At 64.9% G+C, this 19,331-nt stretch carries 17 protein-coding genes and 2 tRNA genes; 8 read left to right on the top strand and 11 right to left on the bottom strand.

Translation table 11 applies throughout. The features are described from left to right. Positions 1–3: 3 nt before the first annotated feature. Positions 4–951 carry a lipoyl synthase gene (gene lipA / locus VGN62_RS13860; protein WP_327455025.1) on the bottom strand — a complete coding sequence of 316 codons (948 nt, stop codon included), beginning with the start codon at positions 949–951 and terminating at the stop codon, positions 4–6. A gap of 62 nt (positions 952–1,013) precedes the next feature. On the opposite strand from lipA, the gene VGN62_RS13855 reads away from it, so the two are divergent. From VGN62_RS13855 to VGN62_RS13845, 3 genes are all read left to right on the top strand, one after another. Beyond that, a complete protein-coding gene (locus VGN62_RS13855) occupies positions 1,014–1,652 on the top strand; it encodes a carbonic anhydrase (protein ID WP_327454822.1) in 639 nt (212 codons plus the stop codon). 13 nt (positions 1,653–1,665) lie between these two features. Then, positions 1,666–2,244 (top strand): hypothetical protein, encoded by a 579-nt coding sequence (locus VGN62_RS13850; protein ID WP_327454820.1) that lies wholly within the window; start codon positions 1,666–1,668, stop codon positions 2,242–2,244. Between the two features lie 93 nt (positions 2,245–2,337). Next, positions 2,338–3,039: a DUF899 family protein gene (locus VGN62_RS13845; protein ID WP_327454818.1), complete on the top strand. Its 702-nt coding sequence runs from the start codon at positions 2,338–2,340 to the stop codon at positions 3,037–3,039. On the opposite strand, the gene VGN62_RS13840 is transcribed toward VGN62_RS13845, so the two are convergent. Beyond that, entirely contained in the window at positions 3,036–3,413 is a 378-nt protein-coding gene (locus VGN62_RS13840) for a PaaI family thioesterase (protein ID WP_327454816.1), read from the bottom strand. The two genes, VGN62_RS13845 and VGN62_RS13840, sit on opposite strands and share 4 nt — an antisense overlap. A gap of 89 nt (positions 3,414–3,502) precedes the next feature. Next, entirely contained in the window at positions 3,503–5,182 is a 1,680-nt protein-coding gene (ettA, locus tag VGN62_RS13835) for an energy-dependent translational throttle protein EttA (RefSeq protein ID WP_327454815.1), read from the bottom strand. Between the two features lie 143 nt (positions 5,183–5,325). On the opposite strand from ettA, the gene VGN62_RS13830 reads away from it, so the two are divergent. From VGN62_RS13830 to VGN62_RS13820, 3 genes are all read left to right on the top strand, one after another. Beyond that, complete coding sequence (locus VGN62_RS13830; RefSeq protein WP_327454814.1) at positions 5,326–6,729, top strand: M28 family peptidase; 1,404 nt, start codon at positions 5,326–5,328, stop codon at positions 6,727–6,729. A 205-nt stretch (positions 6,730–6,934) separates the two neighbouring features. Further along, positions 6,935–7,291, top strand: a complete 357-nt coding sequence (locus tag VGN62_RS13825; protein WP_327454813.1) for a hypothetical protein — start codon at positions 6,935–6,937, stop codon at positions 7,289–7,291. A gap of 17 nt (positions 7,292–7,308) precedes the next feature. Continuing rightward, a tRNA-Pro gene (locus VGN62_RS13820) sits at positions 7,309–7,385 on the top strand. Between the two features lie 17 nt (positions 7,386–7,402). On the opposite strand, the gene VGN62_RS13815 is transcribed toward VGN62_RS13820, so the two are convergent. The 4 genes from VGN62_RS13815 to VGN62_RS13800 form a co-directional block, all read right to left on the bottom strand. Continuing rightward, on the bottom strand, positions 7,403–8,878 hold the full coding sequence (locus tag VGN62_RS13815) for a M20 family peptidase (RefSeq protein ID WP_327454812.1): 1,476 nt from the start codon (positions 8,876–8,878) through the stop codon (positions 7,403–7,405). Positions 8,879–8,960: 82 nt separating this feature from the next. Next, positions 8,961–9,036 (bottom strand) — tRNA-Ile (locus VGN62_RS13810). Positions 9,037–9,103: 67 nt separating this feature from the next. Further along, the gene (locus VGN62_RS13805; RefSeq protein ID WP_327454810.1) at positions 9,104–10,141 is read right to left on the bottom strand and encodes a polysaccharide deacetylase family protein; all 1,038 of its coding nucleotides are present in this window, start codon (positions 10,139–10,141) and stop codon (positions 9,104–9,106) included. A 23-nt stretch (positions 10,142–10,164) separates the two neighbouring features. Continuing rightward, on the bottom strand, positions 10,165–11,811 hold the full coding sequence (locus tag VGN62_RS13800) for a HAMP domain-containing sensor histidine kinase (RefSeq protein WP_327454808.1): 1,647 nt from the start codon (positions 11,809–11,811) through the stop codon (positions 10,165–10,167). Between the two features lie 169 nt (positions 11,812–11,980). Here VGN62_RS13800 and VGN62_RS13795 point away from each other — a divergent pair, with 169 nt between their 5' ends. Then, positions 11,981–12,454, top strand: coding sequence for an Lrp/AsnC family transcriptional regulator (locus tag VGN62_RS13795; RefSeq protein WP_192645538.1), 474 nt, complete (start codon positions 11,981–11,983; stop codon positions 12,452–12,454). Between the two features lie 83 nt (positions 12,455–12,537). Here VGN62_RS13795 and VGN62_RS13790 read toward each other — a convergent pair whose 3' ends face one another. Together VGN62_RS13790 and VGN62_RS13785 are read right to left on the bottom strand one after the other, a co-directional pair. Beyond that, positions 12,538–13,842, bottom strand: a complete 1,305-nt coding sequence (locus VGN62_RS13790) for a tetratricopeptide repeat protein (protein ID WP_327454801.1) — start codon at positions 13,840–13,842, stop codon at positions 12,538–12,540. Between the two features lie 176 nt (positions 13,843–14,018). Then, complete coding sequence (locus tag VGN62_RS13785; RefSeq protein ID WP_327454799.1) at positions 14,019–14,315, bottom strand: Hpt domain-containing protein; 297 nt, start codon at positions 14,313–14,315, stop codon at positions 14,019–14,021. A 69-nt stretch (positions 14,316–14,384) separates the two neighbouring features. On the opposite strand from VGN62_RS13785, the gene VGN62_RS13780 reads away from it, so the two are divergent. Further along, complete coding sequence (locus tag VGN62_RS13780) at positions 14,385–16,745, top strand: hypothetical protein (protein WP_327454797.1); 2,361 nt, start codon at positions 14,385–14,387, stop codon at positions 16,743–16,745. Between the two features lie 200 nt (positions 16,746–16,945). On the opposite strand, the gene VGN62_RS13775 is transcribed toward VGN62_RS13780, so the two are convergent. Together VGN62_RS13775 and VGN62_RS13770 are read right to left on the bottom strand one after the other, a co-directional pair. Next, positions 16,946–17,317 carry a tRNA-binding protein gene (locus VGN62_RS13775; RefSeq protein WP_327454795.1) on the bottom strand — a complete coding sequence of 124 codons (372 nt, stop codon included), beginning with the start codon at positions 17,315–17,317 and terminating at the stop codon, positions 16,946–16,948. Positions 17,318–17,321: 4 nt separating this feature from the next. Next, positions 17,322–19,328, bottom strand: coding sequence for an acetyl/propionyl/methylcrotonyl-CoA carboxylase subunit alpha (locus tag VGN62_RS13770; RefSeq protein WP_327454792.1), 2,007 nt, complete (start codon positions 19,326–19,328; stop codon positions 17,322–17,324). Positions 19,329–19,331: the final 3 nt, after the last annotated feature.

The raw sequence follows: 19,331 nt of genomic DNA, 5'->3' as shown, positions 1-19,331 counted from the left end.
TGGTCAGTCCGCCTTGACGCGTGCCAGCTGGGCTTCGCGCGCGGCGCGCATCCGCTCGAAATCGTCGCCAGCATGATAGCTCGAACGCGTGAGCGGTGACGATGCGACCTGCAGGAAGCCCTTAGCGCGCGCGATCTGTGCATAGGCGTCGAACGCCTGTGGCGTCACAAAATCGATCACCTTGGCATGCTTCGGTGTCGGTTGGAGATACTGGCCCATCGTCATGAAATCGATGTCCGCGCTGCGCATGTCGTCCATCACCTGATGGACCTCCATCCGTTCCTCGCCGAGCCCGAGCATGACGCCCGATTTGGTGAAGATCGACGGATCGCGGCGCTTCACGCTTTCGAGCAGGCGCAGCGACGCATAGTAGCGCGCACCCGGACGGATCGTCGGGTAGAGCCGCGGAACGGTTTCGAGATTATGGTTATAGACGTCGGGCCGCGCATCGACGATCGCCGCGACCGCGCTTTCGGGCTTGTTACGAAAGTCCGGCGTCAGGATCTCGATCGTCGTCTGCGGCGTTTCGCGACGCAGCGCGTTGATGACCTTCACGAACTGGCTCGCACCGCCGTCAGGCAGGTCGTCGCGGTCGACCGACGTGATGACGATATGGCTGAGCCCCATCTTCGCCGCCGCGATCGCCGTGTGTTCGGGTTCGAGCAGGTCGACGGGGCGCGGCATCCCGGTCTTGACGTTGCAGAAGGCGCAGGCGCGCGTGCAGGTGTCGCCGAGAATCATCACCGTCGCGTGCTTCTTGGTCCAGCATTCGCCAATGTTCGGGCACGCCGCCTCTTCGCACACCGTATGCAGGTTGAGCTCGCGCATCAGCTTGCGCGTTTCGGCATAGCCGGGGCTGGTCGGCGCCTTGACGCGGATCCAGTCGGGCTTGCGCGCGCGCTGGCTGGGGGTGGTTGCGGGCTGCTGGGCGGGCGATGCGGGAGCGTTCATGCCGCCCACATAGTCGTGCACGCGCCTCTTCTCAACCTCTCTACCTATGCTAAGGGCGGCGCATGACTCACTTTGCAGACATGATCGAGGGATATCGCCGTTTCCGTAACGGTGGTTGGGCGCAGCAACGCGAACGCTGGGAGCAACTCGCCGAGGGCCAATCGCCCAAGGTGATGGTCATCGCCTGTTCGGACAGCCGATCCGAACCGTCGCAGATTTTCGATACCAACCCGGGCGAAATCTTCGTCGTGCGCAACGTCGCCGCGCTCGTTCCGCCGTTCGAAACGACGCCCGGACGTCACGGCGTCTCGGCGGCGCTCGAATTCGCAGTCCAGTTCCTGAAGGTCGAGGAAATCGTCGTGATGGGACACGGCATGTGCGGCGGCTGCCACGCCGCGCTGCATCGTTCGATGGCAGGCGCCGAGCCGGGCCGCGGCGGCTTTATCGCCGACTGGATCGCCATGCTCGACGAGGCGAGCGAGCAGGTGCGCAGCGAACATCCCGCGATTGACAATCGCGAGGCAGGCCGCGCGATGGAGCTTGCGGCGGTGCGCGTAAGCCTTGACAATCTGATGACTTTTCCCTGCATTCAGGAAAAGGTCCGGCGCGGTACGCTGAGGTTGCGCGGCGCGTTCTTCGCGATCAGCGACGGCGTGCTGCATTTGATGGACGAGGCGACGGGAGAATTTTCCCCCGCCTGAGCAGGAGGGCGACATGAGCAAGAATACATTCTGGGTGACCATGATTTTTGTCGCGGCGATCGTCGGGGCATTCCTGGGACCCGCTCTTGCCCAATCGCTTTCCACCGGCGCGATGATGACCTTTTCGATCGTCACGCTGGTCGCGATCGTCGGGCTGATCGTCTGGTCGCTGTCGAGCAACAAGTCGGGCAAGAAAGCCGACACCGCCGCGCTGGCCGACGCCCGCACGATGCGCGCGCCCGAAGGGAAGGCGCGCATCTATGTGACGCGCCGCGGTTTCGTCGCTGCGCTGCAAGGCATGAACGTCACACTCGACGACACCGCCCGGGGCCAGATCAAGTCCGGACAGATGCTGATGGCCGACGTCGAGCCCGGCACCCACCGGCTCCACGCCGCGATGGCGAAGGGCATCATGGCGAACGCCGGGGCGATGGAGATCGCAGTTGCAGCCGGCGAAGTCGCGGTCATCGACGCGATGTTCGAGATGAGCGCGCTGAAAGGCGATGCCAAGCTGACCCGCCTCGATGGCGCGAAGGCGCGCGAGAATGTCGAAGCCACCAAATTGATCCTCTGGGAAGTCGCACCCGCCTGACCGGCGACGAAACGGGGCCTGGCTGCGGGCAGTGGTGAAAGACCGCTGCAACAATCATGCAAATCGCACGTTCTCCCGAAAAAGGAGAATTGGATGGCTCTTCGCCAGACCCTGCTGGCTGCGCCGGCGCTTGCTTCGCGCAGACATGCTTTCGCGTGCGAAGACGAATCATACACCAAAGCTCGCAAATCGCTGCTCGCCGAGGAAATCGACCTGCGCCGGCGGATCGCCCGTGTGGCAGCGCAGCGCCGGGCGCTGCCGCCGGGACCGCTGATGAAGGACTACCGGTTCAGACTGAACGACGGGATCGAACTCGGTCTCGCCGACCTGTTTGGCGGCCGCGATACGCTGGTTGCCTATTTCTGGATGTACGGACCCGAACGCGAACGGCCCTGCCCGATGTGCACCAATTGGCTCGGTTCGGTCGACGGCAATATCAACGACATCAGGCGCCGCGTTGCGTTCCACGTCTTCGGGCGCAGCCCGGTCGAACGCCAGCAGGCATTCGCGGCCGCGCGTGGATGGCAGGCGCTCGATTTCGTGCAACTGGTCGGCGATGACTATACAAGGGATTTCAGGCTTCTGAATACCGACGGGAGCGAAAATCCGATGCTGGCCGTCTTCCGGAAGGACGGCGACGAGGTCCGGCTGTTCTGGAAAAGCGAAATGACGCCCGAAATGGCCGATCCGGGGCAGGATCCGCGCGGCGCGCCCGATATCGCGAGCCTGTGGAATATCCTCGATCTGACGCCCGCAGGCCGCGGGACCGATTGGTATCCCTCGCTGGAATATTAGGGAATCGCGTAGGTCACATTGGCTTGGCCGACCGGCTTGTCGGCATCGTCGGTCCAGATACGCACGTCCATCACCGCAAGGCGTTTGCCGAGGCGCAGCATATAGGCGTCGGCGAACAGCGGCCCCGGGCGGCATGGGCGCAGGAACTGGTAGTTGAGCGCGCTCGTCACCGCCATCGCGACTGGGCCGATATGCGCGAGGACGAGCGCATAGGCCGCCATGTCGGCGAACCCCATCTGCGTCGGGCCCGAGATCAGCCCGCCGGGGCGGAGCGCATTCTCGGTCGGATCGAGCCGCGCCTGAATATGGCCGGGCGCGGCGGAGACGACGTGGCCGCGCGAACCCGGCGCCGAGTGGGGGAAGGCCTCAGCCATGAAGGCGTTGAGCGCGTCCGCGTCCAGGCGGATCGCGCCCGAAGAGATTGGCTCCGAAATCGGCGATTGCCCCTCCCCGCTCATGCCGGTCAGCGCGTCAGCTTCTTGTATGACGTTGCGTGCGGGCGCGTCGCATCGTCGCCGAGGCGGCGGATCTTGTCCTCTTCATAGGATTCGAAATTGCCTTCGAACCATTCGACATGGCTGTCGCCCTCGAACGCGAGGATGTGCGTCGCGAGGCGATCGAGGAAGAAGCGGTCGTGGCTGATGACTACGGCGCAACCCGCGAAATTTTCGAGGGCTTCTTCGAGTGCTGCGAGCGTTTCGGTGTCGAGATCGTTGGTCGGTTCGTCGAGTAGCAGCACGTTGCCGCCCTGCTTCAGCATCTTCGCCATATGGACGCGGTTGCGTTCGCCGCCCGAAAGCTGGCCGACCTTCTTCTGCTGGTCGACGCCCTTGAAGTTGAAGGCGCCGACATAGGCGCGCGTCTGCATTTCGTGCTTGCCGATGTTCATCAGCTCGTGCCCGCCGGAGATTTCCTGCCAGACATTGTTGTCGGGCTTGAGGTCGTCGCGGCTCTGGTCGACGAAGCCGAGGCGGACGGTGTCGCCGATCGTCACCTTGCCGCTGTCCGGGGTTTCCTGTCCGGTGATCAACTTGAACAGCGTCGATTTACCTGCGCCGTTCGGACCGATCACGCCGACGATGCCGCCCGGCGGCAGCGAGAAGCTCAGGTTTTCGAACAGCAGCTTGTCGCCATAGGCTTTCGAGATACCCTCGACCTCGATGACTTTGCCGCCAAGGCGTTCGGGGACCTGGATGACGATCTGCGCCTTGCCGGGGATGCGCTTTTCCTGCGCCTCGACGAGCTGGTCGAAGCTCTTGATACGCGCCTTCGATTTGGCCTGGCGGGCTTTCGGCGACTGGCGGATCCACTCGAGCTCGTCCTTGATCGCCTTCTGGCGACCGGCATCCTCGCGCGCTTCCTGTTCGAGGCGCTTGCCCTTCTTTTCGAGATAGGTCGAATAATTGCCTTCGTAGACAAAATAGCGGCCGCGATCGAGTTCGAGGATCCAGTTCACGACATTGTCGAGGAAGTAGCGATCGTGGGTGACGAGGATGACGTTGCCCGGATAATCGACGAGATGCTTTTCGAGCCAGGCGACGCTTTCGGCGTCCAAATGGTTGGTCGGTTCGTCGAGCAGCAGGATCGACGGCTTTTCGAGCAGCAGGCGGGTGAGCGCGATGCGGCGCTTTTCACCGCCCGACAGATTCTCGACGCTCCAGTCGCCCGGCGGGCAGCGGAGCGCTTCCATCGCGATTTCGAGCTGGTTGTCGAGCGTCCAGCCGTCGACCGCGTCGATCTTTTCCTGCAGGCTGCCCATTTCTTCCATGAGCGCGTCGAAATCGGCGTCGGCGGGCGGATCCGCCATCAGCGTGCTGATCTCGTTGAAGCGGTCCATCATGTCGGCGACGCCGCGCACGCCGTCCATGACGTTTTCCTTGACCGTCTTGGTCGGATCGAGCTCGGGCTCCTGCGCCAGATATCCGACGGTGATCCCCTCGCCCGGCCAGGCTTCGCCGGTGAATTCGGTATCGATGCCCGCCATGATCTTCATCAGCGTCGATTTACCCGTGCCGTTCGGGCCGACGATGCCGATCTTGGCATCGGGATAGAATTGCAGGCTCAGATCCTTGAGCGTCGGCTTTTGCGCGCCGGGATAGGTCTTGTTCAGACCCTTCATCACGAAACTATATTGGGCGGCCATGGGAATATGCTCCGAATGCTGGCTGGGCCGCGCGCGCGGCCGGGAGAGACGAGTTGCGCGCCGGTTAGCGAATGGGCGCGCCCTTGGCAATCATTGGGGCAATCGGCGCTTGCACGCGCGGGGCTCGCCGTTACGAAAGCGGTATGAAAATCCCCCGCACCTGTGCCGGCCTTGCCGGGATCGCCGCTTTCCTTCTCGCTACCTCCAGCGCGTCCGCATCGCCGTCCCCGGCACCGGACGCGGTCGACCTTGCCCAACAGGGTAACGACGTCGCCTGGGCTATTACCCGCGACCTCACGACCGATATAGGTCCGCGAATGGCGGGAACAGAGGCTGAAGCCGCAGCACGCCGCTGGGCCACGACACGCCTTCAGGCGCTCGGCTTTACCAAGGTGCGCGAGGAAGCGTTCGACATGCCCGTGTGGGTCCGCGGCGCCGAAGAGGCATGGCTGAGCGGTCAGCTTTTCAGGCCGCAAAAGCTGGCGATCACGGCGCTCGGCAACAGCGCATCGACCGGAGCCAATGGTATCGAAGGCGAAATCGCCTATTTCGAGAGCTTCGATGCGCTCGTCGCTGCGACCGACACACAGGTGAAGGGCAAGATCGTCTTCATCGATCACAAGATGCAGCCGACGCAGGACGGGAGCGGTTATGGCTATTATGGACGCGGCCGCTTTACGGGACCCAATGTCGCGGCAAAGAAAGGTGCGATAGCGATCGTCATCCGTTCGATCGGTACCGATAATCACCGCAATCCGCACACCGGCGTGACCAATTTCGAAGCCGGCGTGAAGCCGATCCCCGCAGGCGCGATCTCGAACCCCGACGCCGACCAACTCGTCCGGCTATGGCGGCGTCCCATGCCCGTGCGCCCCGACGCGCCGCCGCTGATCAAGATGAAGCTGACGCTGACCCCGCAAAATCTCGGAACGAAGCAATCTGGCAATGTCATCGCCGAAGTGCCGGGCAGCGACCCTGCGGCCAGCCCGATCATCGTCGCCTGCCACCTCGACAGCTGGGACCTCGGCACCGGCGCGATCGATGATGCCGCGGGATGCGGCATCGTCACCGCCGCCGCAAAGCATGTCATGACTGCGGGCCAGCCGCGCCGCACGATCCGCATCCTGTGGGCGGGCGCCGAAGAGGTCGGCGTGTTCGGCGGCAAGGCCTATTTCGACGCGCACGGGAAAGAGAAACATGCCGTCGCGCTCGAATCCGATTTCGGTGCCGACCGGGTGTGGCGGATCGACTTCAAATTGCCCGACAGTGCGAAAGAACTCTCCGACCGGATCGCCGCCGCCGTAATGCCCTTTGGTGTCGTACGCGGGAGGCAGCCGGCGAATGGCGGCGCCGATATTGGTGCGCTCGTGCAGGCGGGCGTTCCGGCGATCGACCTGGCACAGGATGGGACACGTTATTTCGATATCCATCACACCCCCGATGACACTCTGGACAAGGTGGACCCGGCGCAATTGCGGCAGAATGTCGTGGTTTGGACGGCGGTTCTGGCGATTCTCGCCAACAGCAGCGATACCGAGCTTCCATGACTGTTACGGAGAAATGACAGATTTCCGCGCGCGCCGACCATCTCAATTATTTTTGTTGACGATTCATGCGGAACGGCTAAATCCCGCGGCTCGCGGTACGGGAAGTTTTCCCGGACGCGTTAAGGCATTTTAGGGAGCCCACACATCATGAAGAAGTTTGCTGCTATCGCCGTTGCTGCCAGCATGTTCGCCCTCGCCGCTTGCGGTGAAAAGGCTGCTGAAGAAGCCACCACCGAAGCTCCGGCTGCTGAAGCTGTTGCTGAAGAAGGCGCTGACGCCGCTGCTGCTGGCGCCGACGCCGCTGCCGCTGGTGCCGACGCTGCCGCTGCTGGCGCTGAAGCCGCTGCTGCTCCGGCCGACGCCGCTGCTGCTCCGGCCGCTGCTGCTGCTCCGGCTGCTGACGCCAAGGCTGCTGCTGCTGCCCCGGCTGAAGAAAAGAAGTAAGTCGCAGCCCTTCGGGGCGTTGACTGAAACGAGAAACGGGCGGTCTTCCTTCGGGAGGGCCGCCTTTTTCTTTGCCCGCTGTCCGGGCGGGATAGACTTGGGCGCCCGCGCTGTCTAAGGCGCGGGTCCAGTAGTCGGGGAGTAGCGCAGCCCGGTAGCGCGCCTGCTTTGGGAGCAGGATGTCGCAGGTTCGAATCCTGTCTCCCCGACCACTATCTTCCCAACGCGATTACCCGGCCGAGGTCGCGATCAGCCGCGCATAAAAGTCGATCATCCGCTTGAAGCTGTCGATCGCCATATGCTCGTTGGTGCCGTGGATCATCGCCGTTTCCTTCAACGTGAAGTGCATCGGCATGAAGCGGTACACATCCTCGGAAATCGGCGCCATGCTGCGGCTGTCGGTCGCCCCGACGACGAGGAAGGGCGCAACGACGGCATCGGGCGCATCCGCGCGCGCCGCCGCGACGACATATTTCCAGCCTTGCGAACTGGTCGATGACACGGGCGACGGTTCGTTCGGCGGCTTGACCCAGCTGAGCTCGACCGGCGCATCGCCGACTGCAGCCTTCGCCCGCGCCATGACGTCAGCGGAGCTGTTCCATGGCGCGATACGATAGTTGATCAACGCACTCGCCGATTGCGGCAGCACATTTTCTTTCGGACTTCCCTCGAGCATTGTCGGCGCGATCGTTGTGTGAAAGGCCGCAGCCGACGAGGGCGATGCCGAAAGCTGCTTCTTGAGCACCGGGCCGAGCAGCCACTGGTTGGCGACCGCAAGTTTGGTCGTGCCGCCCTTGTGCGCCGCGAGCGCTTCGACCATCGCCGCGCCGGGACCGCGCATCTCGATCGGGAACGGGCTTTCGGTGATCGCAAGCACGGCGCGCGCGAGCGTCGTCACGCCGGTTTCGTCGGGCGGCATCGAACTGTGCCCGCCAGGCGCGTTGGCGGTGACCTTGAGCGTCGCATAGCCCTTTTCGGCGACGCCGATCAGGATCGCGGGGCCATTGATCACCGGGGTGTCGCGCAACACCACGCTGCCTTCGTCGAGCGTATAGAGCGCGCGCACGCCCTCGGCCTTCAGCTTCGCCGCCGCGGCCACGGCGCCCGACCCGCCGGCTTCTTCGTCATGCCCCGACACGAGATAGATGCCGCGCTTGGGCTGGAATCCCTGCACGGCGAGCGCCTCGAGCGCCTCGAACAGCCCGATCAGCGAGCCCTTGTCGTCGACGGTGCCGCGGCCCCATACCGCCTTTTCGGCGATCGTCCCGGCAAAGGGCGGATATTTCCAGTCCGTTTCGGTTCCCTCGGTGACCGGCACGACGTCCTGATGCGCCATGAGGATGATCGGCGCGAGCGAAACGTCGCTGCCCGGCCAGTGATAGATGAGCGTGCGGTTCGGCAGGATCGTCCGCGTCGTCGCGCGGTGCATCGCGGGATAGGTCGTGGCGAGCCAGGCATGGAGCCGGTCCCATTCGGCGACGTCGTTTTCGGCGGGATCCTGGTGCGAGATCGTCCTGATCTGCGCCGCAGCGCTCAGATGCGCGACCGCCGCATCGAGATCATAGGCCGGCGTACCGGCAAGCCGGATATCGCTGCCGTCGGCGATGTCGTCGGGTTCGAAGGTTGCTGTGCGGACCGCCGCCGTCGCTGCCACGATCGCTACAATTGCGAGCCCCCCGATCAGGATCGTCCGCCGTTTCCCCATGTCCCTCTCCTTCTCCGCGCGCAATGAACCGCTATCGGTTTCGATTTGCAAGGAGAATACTTGGAGGGAACGGCACGGAAAATGGTGGGCCCGGCAGGACTCGAACCCGCAACCTAGCCGTTATGAGCGGCCAGCTCTAACCATTGAGCTACAGGCCCCCCTTCCACCCGGCGGGGGATGTGCGGGCGATAGCGGAGGGTGCGCCGGATTGGCAAGCGCCAACGATCAGGAGGCGGGTGTCCGGAGCGCCTCGCGGTCGGCCATCGCGAGTATCTCCGCCGCCGTTGTCGCCTCGACGCCGCGCCGGGCGAGATGGTCGAGGACGATATCCCACCAGCGATAGAAAAGCGCGAGGTCGGCATCGCTGCGGACGTAGGGCGTGTTCCCCGGCTGCAGCGACGGCGAGTGGAAGGAAAAATTCAGCACGGGCAGGCCCTGCTCGATGGCGATGTCAATCGCCCTGCACGCGCGGCTGGCCGGAATGCCTTCGGGGGTCAGTGCGATGCGCTCGACAAGGCCCAGCCGCGCCAGCGCCGCTCCCGCGTGCGTGCCGCGCCGTGCGAGCCGGTGGTACAGGCTGCGTCCCGCCCCGCCGAGCGCGCCGCCGAAGACGGTCGTCACCGGCATTTCAAGGATCGCGCCCTTGGCAGTGTGAACCCACCAGGGGTGGAGCGGCGCCGCGCGATAGTCGGGACCATGCCCGGCGCGATAGTCGAACCCCGACCGGACCGACGTGTCGCAGCGGAACCCGAGTTCGGCGAGCATCGCCGCGGTATCGGGGCCGAGGCCGTAGCGGCCCGCGCGGTAGACGGTGGGCGCTGTGCCGAAACGGTCGCGAATCGCATCGCGCAGCTCCGTCATCTTCGCGCGCTGCAGATCGGCGGGCAGATTGCCCGTATAGCTGTTGTGCGCGTTCACATCCTCGTCGTGCGGCGGCGTGACCCATGGATGGAGCTGCGCGCCGATTTCGCAGGCCCCGGCGTCGTGCGCCGGGCCAAGGATGCCGACCGCGCGGTCATCGGCGACGATCGGCCAGTCGACGAGATAGATGGGCTTCACGCCCCCCTGCTCGAAATAGCGCTGGCAGTCGGCGAGCGCGGGCACCGAAGCCAGCCGGTATCCCGTGCGGGCGAAAGGCGCAGCCCAGTCGAAATCCTCCTCGGTGTCGATCGTGACCCAGAAGCGCGGGCGCGCGCCCGCTTCGAGCCCGATCAGCTCCGCTGCAGCCGGATATGCAAAGAAATTGCCCGCAGGCTGCACCATGTCCCCTTTGCCCCGCCCCCGGGTTATTCGCCTTGCTGGACTTCCAGCTCGACCTCGGCCTTGGAGTTGGCCGAGGGCAGGTGCAAGGTCAAGGCGTTATGCCCGATATCGAGCCGTCCGCCGCTACCACGTGCGAGGCTGTCGACGAGACGCAGCGAAAAGCCGAGGCTGAGCACCGCTGCGCCGGGCGCTTCGCCCTCGGGGCTGAAGCCCGGGTCGAGCAGGTCGGCAGCGGTCGCGAAACGGATCGTCGCCGGACGGACGATACGCAGTTGGAGCATGTCGTCATGGCGCGACTCGGTAACCAGTTGGCCGACCAGGATCGCGCCCGGTTCGGACACATCGATGAGCGCGGTCAACAGGCGGCCGACCATGCGGCGGATATCGGCATCGCTCGCCAGTCCAAGGAACGGCCCGCCAACACGCGAAATGCTGAGGTCGACGCGCTGGTCGGCAAGGAGCGCTGCAAGGTCGCTTTCGACCTGCGTCACGATCGCACCGATATCGACGACTTCCTCGTGCGGCTTCGCGACGACACCCGCGCTGCTTCGCGCCGCGGTCTCGAGGTCGTCGATGATCGACTGAACCGACGCTGCATCGGCAACGATCGTTTCGGCCATCGTGCGATAGCTGTGGCTTACGGGTCCGAACATCTGCCCGGAAATAATCTGGGCGAACCCCGAAATGGCGTTGAGCGGGCTGCGAAGTTCGTGGATCAACTGGCGGATCGAGTCGCCCGAATCTTCGGACACCGTCCGGCCATAGGGGGTTTCGTTGCGTTGCGGACGCCGCGCACTCGCGCGATAGCCGCGAAACTGTCCCGTCGCCGGATCGAACCACGGAAGCGCCGAGAAGCGCCATTCGCCGGCCTCGGCAGGAGTGCCTTCGAGCAACATGCGCGCGTTGATGATTTCGGCGCGCTGACGAAACGCGCCTGCTGCGACGCCGTCGGTGCCCGGTTCGCCGCCGAACGCTGCTTCGGCGATCGACAGGCCGATCACGGCGCCGCGAGTCACGCCATCGACCCAGTGGACGACGCCGTCGGGGCCAGTTTCGAACAGGAATGCGGCACGCGGCGCGCGCGGCGCCTCGGGCTGGCTGCGGGTCGACTGATATTTGTCGATCCGGCGCACGAGCTCGCTGATCTGGCTCGGGCCGCTCTCGGGAGCCGCATCGGGCACGACGGCCATTTCGGCCGCCGGGACGGGCTTTTCGTCGGCCAGCGCCTCGGGCTGCGGCAAGGCGACCGATGCGCTGCCGAGGCTCGCGAGCGCGCGGGTGACGGCCCGCGGCAGGTCGCCGCGCCCCGCAAGCACCGATCGCGCCATCGCGCCCGTCGCGGGCAGCAGTGCGAGCCAGTCGGCTTCGGCAAGCCGCGCCTCACGCAGCATGATCGCCGATACGGCCGGAACATCATTCGCATAGAGCGCAACGAGCGGTGCAAAGCGGCCGTGGCGGGCGATCGCGCGCGCGCAGTCGCGGCGGACGGATTCGGGGACGCGTGGCCGGAGCACAGCGAGTGCATGGAGGCTGCGCCGGATATCGTCATCGGCCAGTTGATTGCCGCGCTGAGCCAGAATATCGGTGAGTTGCCGCCACGCGACAATACTCGCGCGGCGATCCGCCGGCGCCTGACGCAAGATGGTCGCAATCATCGAGTCAGCAGTCACGCGAAGTCAGCCCCACACCTTCGGTCGTTGGTTAGCATATGCTTACCGGCTAGCGTGAATCATCCGGTCATGAAAGTGCCTTCACTCTTCGCGTCACATTGTGGGACAATTGCATTCGCCTGAAATAATATTATGGTCGCCGCAGTTTTGGAAAGCGGATGTTTCAATGATGGCGAGTCAGAAATTCGATCAGATTGATTTGCAGATACTGGGCGAACTGCAAAAAAACGGGCGGATGACGAATGTCGAACTGGCACAGATGGTGGGGCTGACGGCTCCGCCATGCCTCCGCCGCGTGCGGGCTCTGGAGGAGTCCGGGGTCATCCGGTCGTACCATGCCGACCTCGATGCCGCGAAGCTGGGCTATGGCATCACCGTCTTTGCGATGGTCAGCCTGCGCAGCCAGGCCGAATCGGATTTGAAGGCATTCGAGGATTATGTCGGCGGGCTCGCTGAAGTGCGCGAATGCTATATGCTGAACGGCGAGATCGACTTCCTGCTGAAGGTCGTCGCGCGCGACCTCCAGAGCTTCCAGTCCTTCCTGACCGCGCACCTCACCTCCGCGCCGAACGTCACGAGCGTGAAGACGTCGCTCACGATTCGCACCGCGAAGCAGCTTGCGGGAATCCCGGTCGAACCCTGACCTTCAGGGCCGGGTCCGATCCAACAAAAAGGGCGCCGTTCCCATCCGGAACGACGCCCTGATCTTGTGCGTGAACCGAAAGCTTAGCTGCCGGTAGCCGGAGCGGCTGCGGGTGCCGCTGCGGGAGCTGCGCCAGCCTTGGCGCGGATCGTCCAGAGCTGCGCGAGCCGCTGGCGATTACCCTGCACCTTGGCAAAGCTCGCGGCGGCGGCGTCGCCCTGCCCGGCCAGCGCCTGCGCGACGCCCAGGCGGAACTGGGCAAGATTGTCGCCCGGCGCCGCCTTCAGCGCGGCTTCGTAAAGCGGGATCGCCTTCGCCGCGTCGCCGTTGCCGACGAGCGCATCGCCGACCGACCGCGCGACTTTCGCATTGGCGAGCGTCGCCGGCTTGGCGGCGTCGGCCGCCACCGCAGCGGCGTCGGTCGCGGCGCGCGGCCCCTGCGATTCGAGGATCGAACCGAAATGGCTGTCATTCTTCGGGACCGCACCGCTGTTCTGGCCCTGCTTGATGACCGCGACGACTTCGCCCGGGAAACCGGCTTCGGTCGCAAGCGCCGCATATTCCAGATATTCGGGACGCTGGATCATCGAATTGGTCGCGCGCATCAGCCGCAGGATATCGAGATTGAGTTCCTTGTCACCGCCCGACTGCTGCAGCAGGATGTACAGCGTGTTGCGCCAGGTGGCGGCGGTGGGATAATCTTGGACGCGCATTGTCAGCACGTCGAGCATCTCGTTCGTGCGGTTTGCCTTCTGGAATGCCTGCGCCGGACGGACATACAGTTCTTCCGACGGCTTGGCTCCGGCGGCGCGTGCGGTATCGATGCCGGCCTTAGCGATTTCCCAGCCCTTGTCGATTTGTCCACCGTTCAGATAGGCATCCATCAGCATCGGGGCGAGCGCGGCTTCGGTCGAGCCGGCAGCCTTTGCAGCTTCGAGCCGCTGGATCGCCTTGGCGTAGTTCTTCGCGGCATAGGCGAAATTGCCCGAATAGAAATTATAGACGGCGACATTCTCGGGCGGCGTCAGGCCCGAATCGATCATCGCGTCGAGCCCTTGCCCCTGCAGCGCCTGGTCCTTGCCGAGGATGCCGGCTTGCAGCTGATAGAAGGCAACCAGATATTTGTCGTCGGGCGTCGTCGCGGTGGTCTGCCCTTCGGCCAGCGCCGCCTGCAACGCCGCTGCGTCCTTCGCGCCCGTCGCATCGGTCATCTTCTTGAGCGCGGGCGCGAAACCCTTGCTCGCGGACAGGCCCTTGCCCTTCGCCGCCTCTTCCTTTTTCGGCTTTTCTTTCTTTTGCGCGGCGGCCGGCGTCGCGGTCGTCATCAGCGCGCAGCCCAGCACGGCAGCCATCGCCGTTGCGGGCATCGAGCGGAAACGGTTGAACATCGAAATCTCTCCTTTGAACTCGGCCGGCTTCGAGCGCTCATCCAGTCTGGCGCGCGCAGGTCCGGCCGCGCTTCGGTAACGCGGCTAAACCCGTCGCGTTGCCAAGGCAAGACAGCGGATATCGATATTTCATTGGGGTCAAGCGGCTGAACGGGAATTGAACCCGGTTTGCCGGGTCAGGCGAGCGCGTCGATCGCCTTGTTGATCTCGCGCAGGACCGCCGGGTCGCCCGGGGCGCCGGCCATCGCCTCTTCGGCCAGCTCGATCAGCGGGATGATCCCGAAGGTCGCGGCCAGCCCCTTCAAACGCAGCGCCGCGACTTCCCAATTGGCGTCGCAGCGCGCTCGGCGCATCAGGTCGGCGAGGTCGCGCGCGCTGCCGGTAAAGGCCGAACGCAGGTCCATCGCCATCGCGGGATCGTCGCCGAACGCCGCGCTGAGATACCGGTCGAGGGGGCCGCTGTCGAAGGACATTCCACAGGGTTGGCACCCTTGTGGTTAAGTTTCCGTTTCATGGCGGGCATTTGATGCTAAGATGTCCGAATGACGGGGGAAAAGAAAATCGTCGGATTGTGGCGGGATTCCGCGGCAAACCAGGAAGCGGACAGCGCGGCGCCGGCAGAGGCGGCCGCGCCCGAAACCATGGTCACGCCCGAAGCGGCGGCACCTGCCGAACGGGATTGGCTCGACATGTCGTCGCTCAGCGATACCGAAACGATCGAGGATGTACCGCCTGCGCCGTCGGCGTGGCGCGAGCGTGCCGCCCCTGCCCTGCTCGTCTTCCTGGCGATCGGCTGGACCGGTTTTGCGCTCGCCGTCGCGACCGATGGCCTTTCGCGCGGCCCCTCCCTCGCCGACTGGCCTGCGCTGGTCGCGACCATCGCGATGCCGCTGACGCTGCTCGCGGTGCTGTGGATGGTGCTGATGCGCTCGGGGCGGTCCGAACAGGCGCGCTTCACGCGCATCACGGCGGCCCTTCGCGAAGAAAATCTGGCGCTCAACCAGTCGATGCACTCGCTGGGCCTGCATCTCGCCGACGCGCAAAGACAGCTTGGCGAGCAGGCGAAGATCGTCCAGCAGCTCGGTCTCGACACCGTGATGCGGCTCGGCGAAAGCAGCGACAAGCTCGCCAGCAACGCGTCGGTCATCGCCAACGCGCACGACCAGCTCGCACGTTCGGGCGACGTCGCGATGCAGCGGATGGACGGGCTGCTCGCCGGCCTGCCGCGGATCGACGATGTCGCGCAGCGACTGGCGGTCAATTTCCGCGAAGCCGGCCTTGTCGCGCACCAGCAGGGCGCCAACCTCGAAGCGAAACTCGCCGCGCTGGGCGAGGAAGCGTCGAAGACCGCGCACGCAGGTCAGGCGTCGACCGCCGCGATTCTCGAAGCGATCGTTGCGCTCCAGGAACAGACGAAGGAAACCGAAACCGAGCTGCTCGCCGCATCGGCGCAGGTCACCGACGCGCAAGGCGCGGCGCTGGCGCGGCTGACCGGCGTCGCCGCTTCCGCACGCGATGACATGGCGTCGACCGTTGCCGCGATGACGGGCCAGATCGAGGCAAGCTGGCGGCAGTTTCGCGAAGGCGTCGATACCGCCGCCACCGAAATGGACGGCAAGCTCGCCGCGGCGCGCGACGCCGGCGATGCGATGGGTGCGCAGCTTTCAGCGCACGCCGAAGCAAGCGATGCGCTGGCATCGCGGATCACCGCGCATGTCGCCGATGTCGGCCAGCAGCTCGAAATCCTCGATGTCAGTGTCAGCGCGAGCACCGGGGTCATCGGGCGCGCGATCGACGATACCAAGGCACAGCTCGGCGCGTTCATGCAGGAAGTGCAGAGCGGCAACGCATCGGCGCATCAGCTCATCACCCATGCCGAATCGCTGCTGCTAGCGCTCGACGCGGTGACGCGCGAACTCGACGAAACCGTGCCGCATGCGCTCGACCGGATCACCTCGCACGGCAAGACGACGCAGACTGCGCTGTCGCAGCTGCGCCCGATGCTCGAAGCGTCCGAACTCGTCGCGCAATCGACCGCGTCGCACGTCAACGCGGTGCAGGCGACGCTCAAGGCGAACGAGGAACAGATGGCGGGTCATGCAACCAGCCAGCAGGAACTGGTCGATCGCATCAACACCTCGCTCGCCGACGCCGAAGCCGCGCTCGCCAAGCTTCGCGACGGGGCCGACGAATTCGCCGAACAGGGCGGCGCGCGGATGATCGCGACGCTGGGCGAGGTTCGCGCGACCGCCGATTCGGCCGCCGCTGAAGCGCGTCTGACGCTGGAGAAGCTTGTCGCGAGCGCGCGCGAGACGATGCAGGCAACCGCCACCGATGCGATCGACGCCGCGTTCAAGAACGAGGTGATGGCGCAGCTGACCGCGATCGAGGATGCGTCGGCGCGCGCGGTTGCGGCCGCCAACGGCGCCGCCGACCGGCTGATGCGCCAGCTGATCACGATCATGGACACGAGCGCCAGCGTCGAGCAGCGCGTGAGCGAGGCCGAACAGGCGATCGCCGCGTCGGATCGCGATTCGCTTGCCAAGCAGGTTGGGCTACTGACCGAAGCGCTCAAATCGACCGCGATCGACGTGACGAAGATATTGTCGAGCGAAGTCAGCGATACCGCGTGGGACGCCTATCTGAAGGGCGACCGCGGCGTATTCGCCCGGCGCGCGGTGAAGCTGGTCGAGAATAGCGAAGCCAAGGAAATCCTGCGCCTCTATCAGGCCGACGACGGCTTCCACGCATCGGTCAACCAGTTCATCCACGATTTCGAAGCGATGCTGCGCCTGTTGATCGGCGCGCGCGACGGGTCGGCGATCAGCGTCACCCTGCTCTCGTCGGATATCGGCAAGCTCTATGTGGCGCTGGCGCAGGCGATCGACCGCCTGCGGAACTGACGGGGCCGTGAACGACGAACCTGACAAGGTTTCGGCTAGCGATCGAAAGCTGACGTTCGGGTACTTATAACTTCGTCTTTCCCGCGAAAGCGGGAACCCAGTGTGGGGTCAACCTACGCATGCTCTGGGTCCCCGCTTTCGCGGGGATGACGAATATTAGGTGTGGCAGCTTCCCACCTCTAAGCTGACATCGAATTTCCCTAAAACAGCCGCGAGCCGTCGGGGACCTTGCGGTCGGGCGCGAAGAGGATGACCGCGCCCGCCTCGTCGGCGAAGCCCAGGGTCAGCACTTCCGACATGAACTTGCCGATCTGGCGCGGCGGGAAGTTGACGACCGCGGCGACCTGCCGTCCCGCAAGCTCTTCGAGCGTATAGCGGTCAACGATCTGCGCGCTGCTCTTCTTCACCCCGATTGAAGGACCGAAGTCGATCTTCAGCTTGAACGCGGGCTTGCGCGCCTCGGGGAAGGACTCCGCCTCGACGATCGTGCCGATACGGATGTCGACGCGGAGGAAATCGTCGAAGCCGATCGCCTCCGCCGCCGGAGTGTCCTGATCGTGGTTGACGTGCATGGCGTCATTCCATCTCGAGGATCACCGCATCGACCGCGAGGCTGTCGCCTTGCGCCGCGTTGACCGTCTTCACGACCCCCGACTTCTCGGCGCGGAGGATGTTTTCCATCTTCATCGCCTCGACCGTCGCGAGCGGCTGGCCCGCCTCGACCTTGTCGCCTTCGCCGACGTGGAGCGTGACGAGCAGGCCGGGCATCGGGCAGATGAGGAACTTCGACAGATCGGGCGGGACCTTCTCGATCATGTGCGCCGACAGCGGCGCAACATGCCAGGGCAATACGTGTACGTCATGGATGCGGCCGCGCGTCGTCATGCGCCAGCCGGAGCGCGTCTTCGCGACCTTCACCGCGAGTTCGCTGTCGTCGATCTCGGCGACCACCAGCTTGTCGCCCGGCGTATATTCGAGCGCGATGTCGATCGCCTCGCCATCGACCTTGATATGCTTGTGGCCGAGCTTGACCTTGTGCGCGCTGCCGCCAACGGTCACCTGCCATTTGGCGGGCGGATCGAGCCGGTCGCCGAGCTGGCCGTCGGTGCGCCGCGCGCGGTCGGCCTCGGCGCTCGCCATGAAGCCCGCGATCGCGGCAAGTGCGCGAACGACCTCGTCGCCGGCGTCGGCGCCGTGGAAGCCTTCGGGGTATTCCTCGGCGATGAAGCCCGTCGTCAGCTCGCCCGAACGGAAGCGCGGGTGCTGCATGATCGCCGAGACGAAATCGATATTGTGGCCGAGTCCTTCGAGCTCGAAGCGGTCGAGCGCCGCGATCTGCAAATCGGCGGCTTCGTCGCGCGTCTTGCCCCACGTGACCAGCTTCGCGATCATCGGGTCGTAGAAGATCGAGACCTCGCCCCCCTCTTCGACCCCCGCATCGACGCGCACACCGTCGACGCCGCGCTCGTCGCCTTCCCACGCCGGAACGGGGGTGCGGTAACGGACGAGACGCCCGGTCGAGGGCAGGAAGCCGCGGTACGGATCTTCGGCATAGACGCGGTTCTCGATCGCCCAGCCGTCGATCTTGATATCGTCCTGCGTCATTTCGAGCTTTTCGCCCGCGGCGACGCGGATCATCTGCTCGACAAGATCGATGCCGGTGATCGCTTCGGTCACCGGATGTTCGACCTGAAGCCGCGTGTTCATTTCGAGGAAGTAGAAGCTCTCGCCCGTCGGATCGGCGCCCGACACGATCAGCTCGACCGTGCCGGCGCTGTAATAGCCGACCGCCTTCGACAGCGCGACGCATTGCTCGCCCATCGCCTTGCGCATCTTCTCGGTCACAAACGGCGACGGCGCTTCCTCGACGACCTTCTGGTGGCGGCGCTGGATGCTGCACTCGCGTTCGTTCAGATAGAGGACGTTGCCGTGCTGGTCCCCAAGGATCTGGATCTCGATATGGCGCGGGTTCAGGATGAATTTTTCGATGAAGACGCGGTCGTCGCCGAAGCTGTTGAGACCCTCGCGCTTGGTCGCCTCGAAGCCTTCGCGGACGTCCTTTTCGTCATAGGCAAGGCGCATGCCCTTGCCGCCGCCGCCGGCGGACGCCTTCATCATAACCGGATAACCGATCTCGTTCGAAATCTCGACCGCATGCTCGGTGTCGCGGATTTCGCCGACGAAGCCGGGGACGACGTTGACGCCCGCTTCCTTCGCAAGCTTTTTCGACTCGATCTTGTCGCCCATCGCGGCGATCGCGCCGACCGGCGGGCCGATAAAGGCGATATTTTCCTTGGCGAGCGCCTCGGCGAAGCTCGTGCGTTCGGACAGGAAGCCATAGCCCGGATGCACCGCCTCGGCGCCCGTCGCCTTGCACGCCGCGATGATCTTGTCGGCGATGAGATAGGATTCGGACGCGGGCGACGCACCAATATGAACCGCCTCGTCGGCCATCTGCACGAAAGGCGCGCGTGCGTCGGCATCCGAATAGACGGCGACGGTCGCAATGCCCATGCGGCGGGCGGTCTTGATGACGCGGCAGGCGATTTCGCCGCGGTTGGCGATCAGGATCTTCTTGAACATGGC

Origin of the sequence: Sphingopyxis sp. (assembly GCF_035998905.1) — a bacterium.
GTDB lineage: Bacteria > Pseudomonadota > Alphaproteobacteria > Sphingomonadales > Sphingomonadaceae > Sphingopyxis.
Note: the sequence above shows the minus strand (reverse complement) of the source record. Positions and strands in the feature narration are given on the sequence as shown.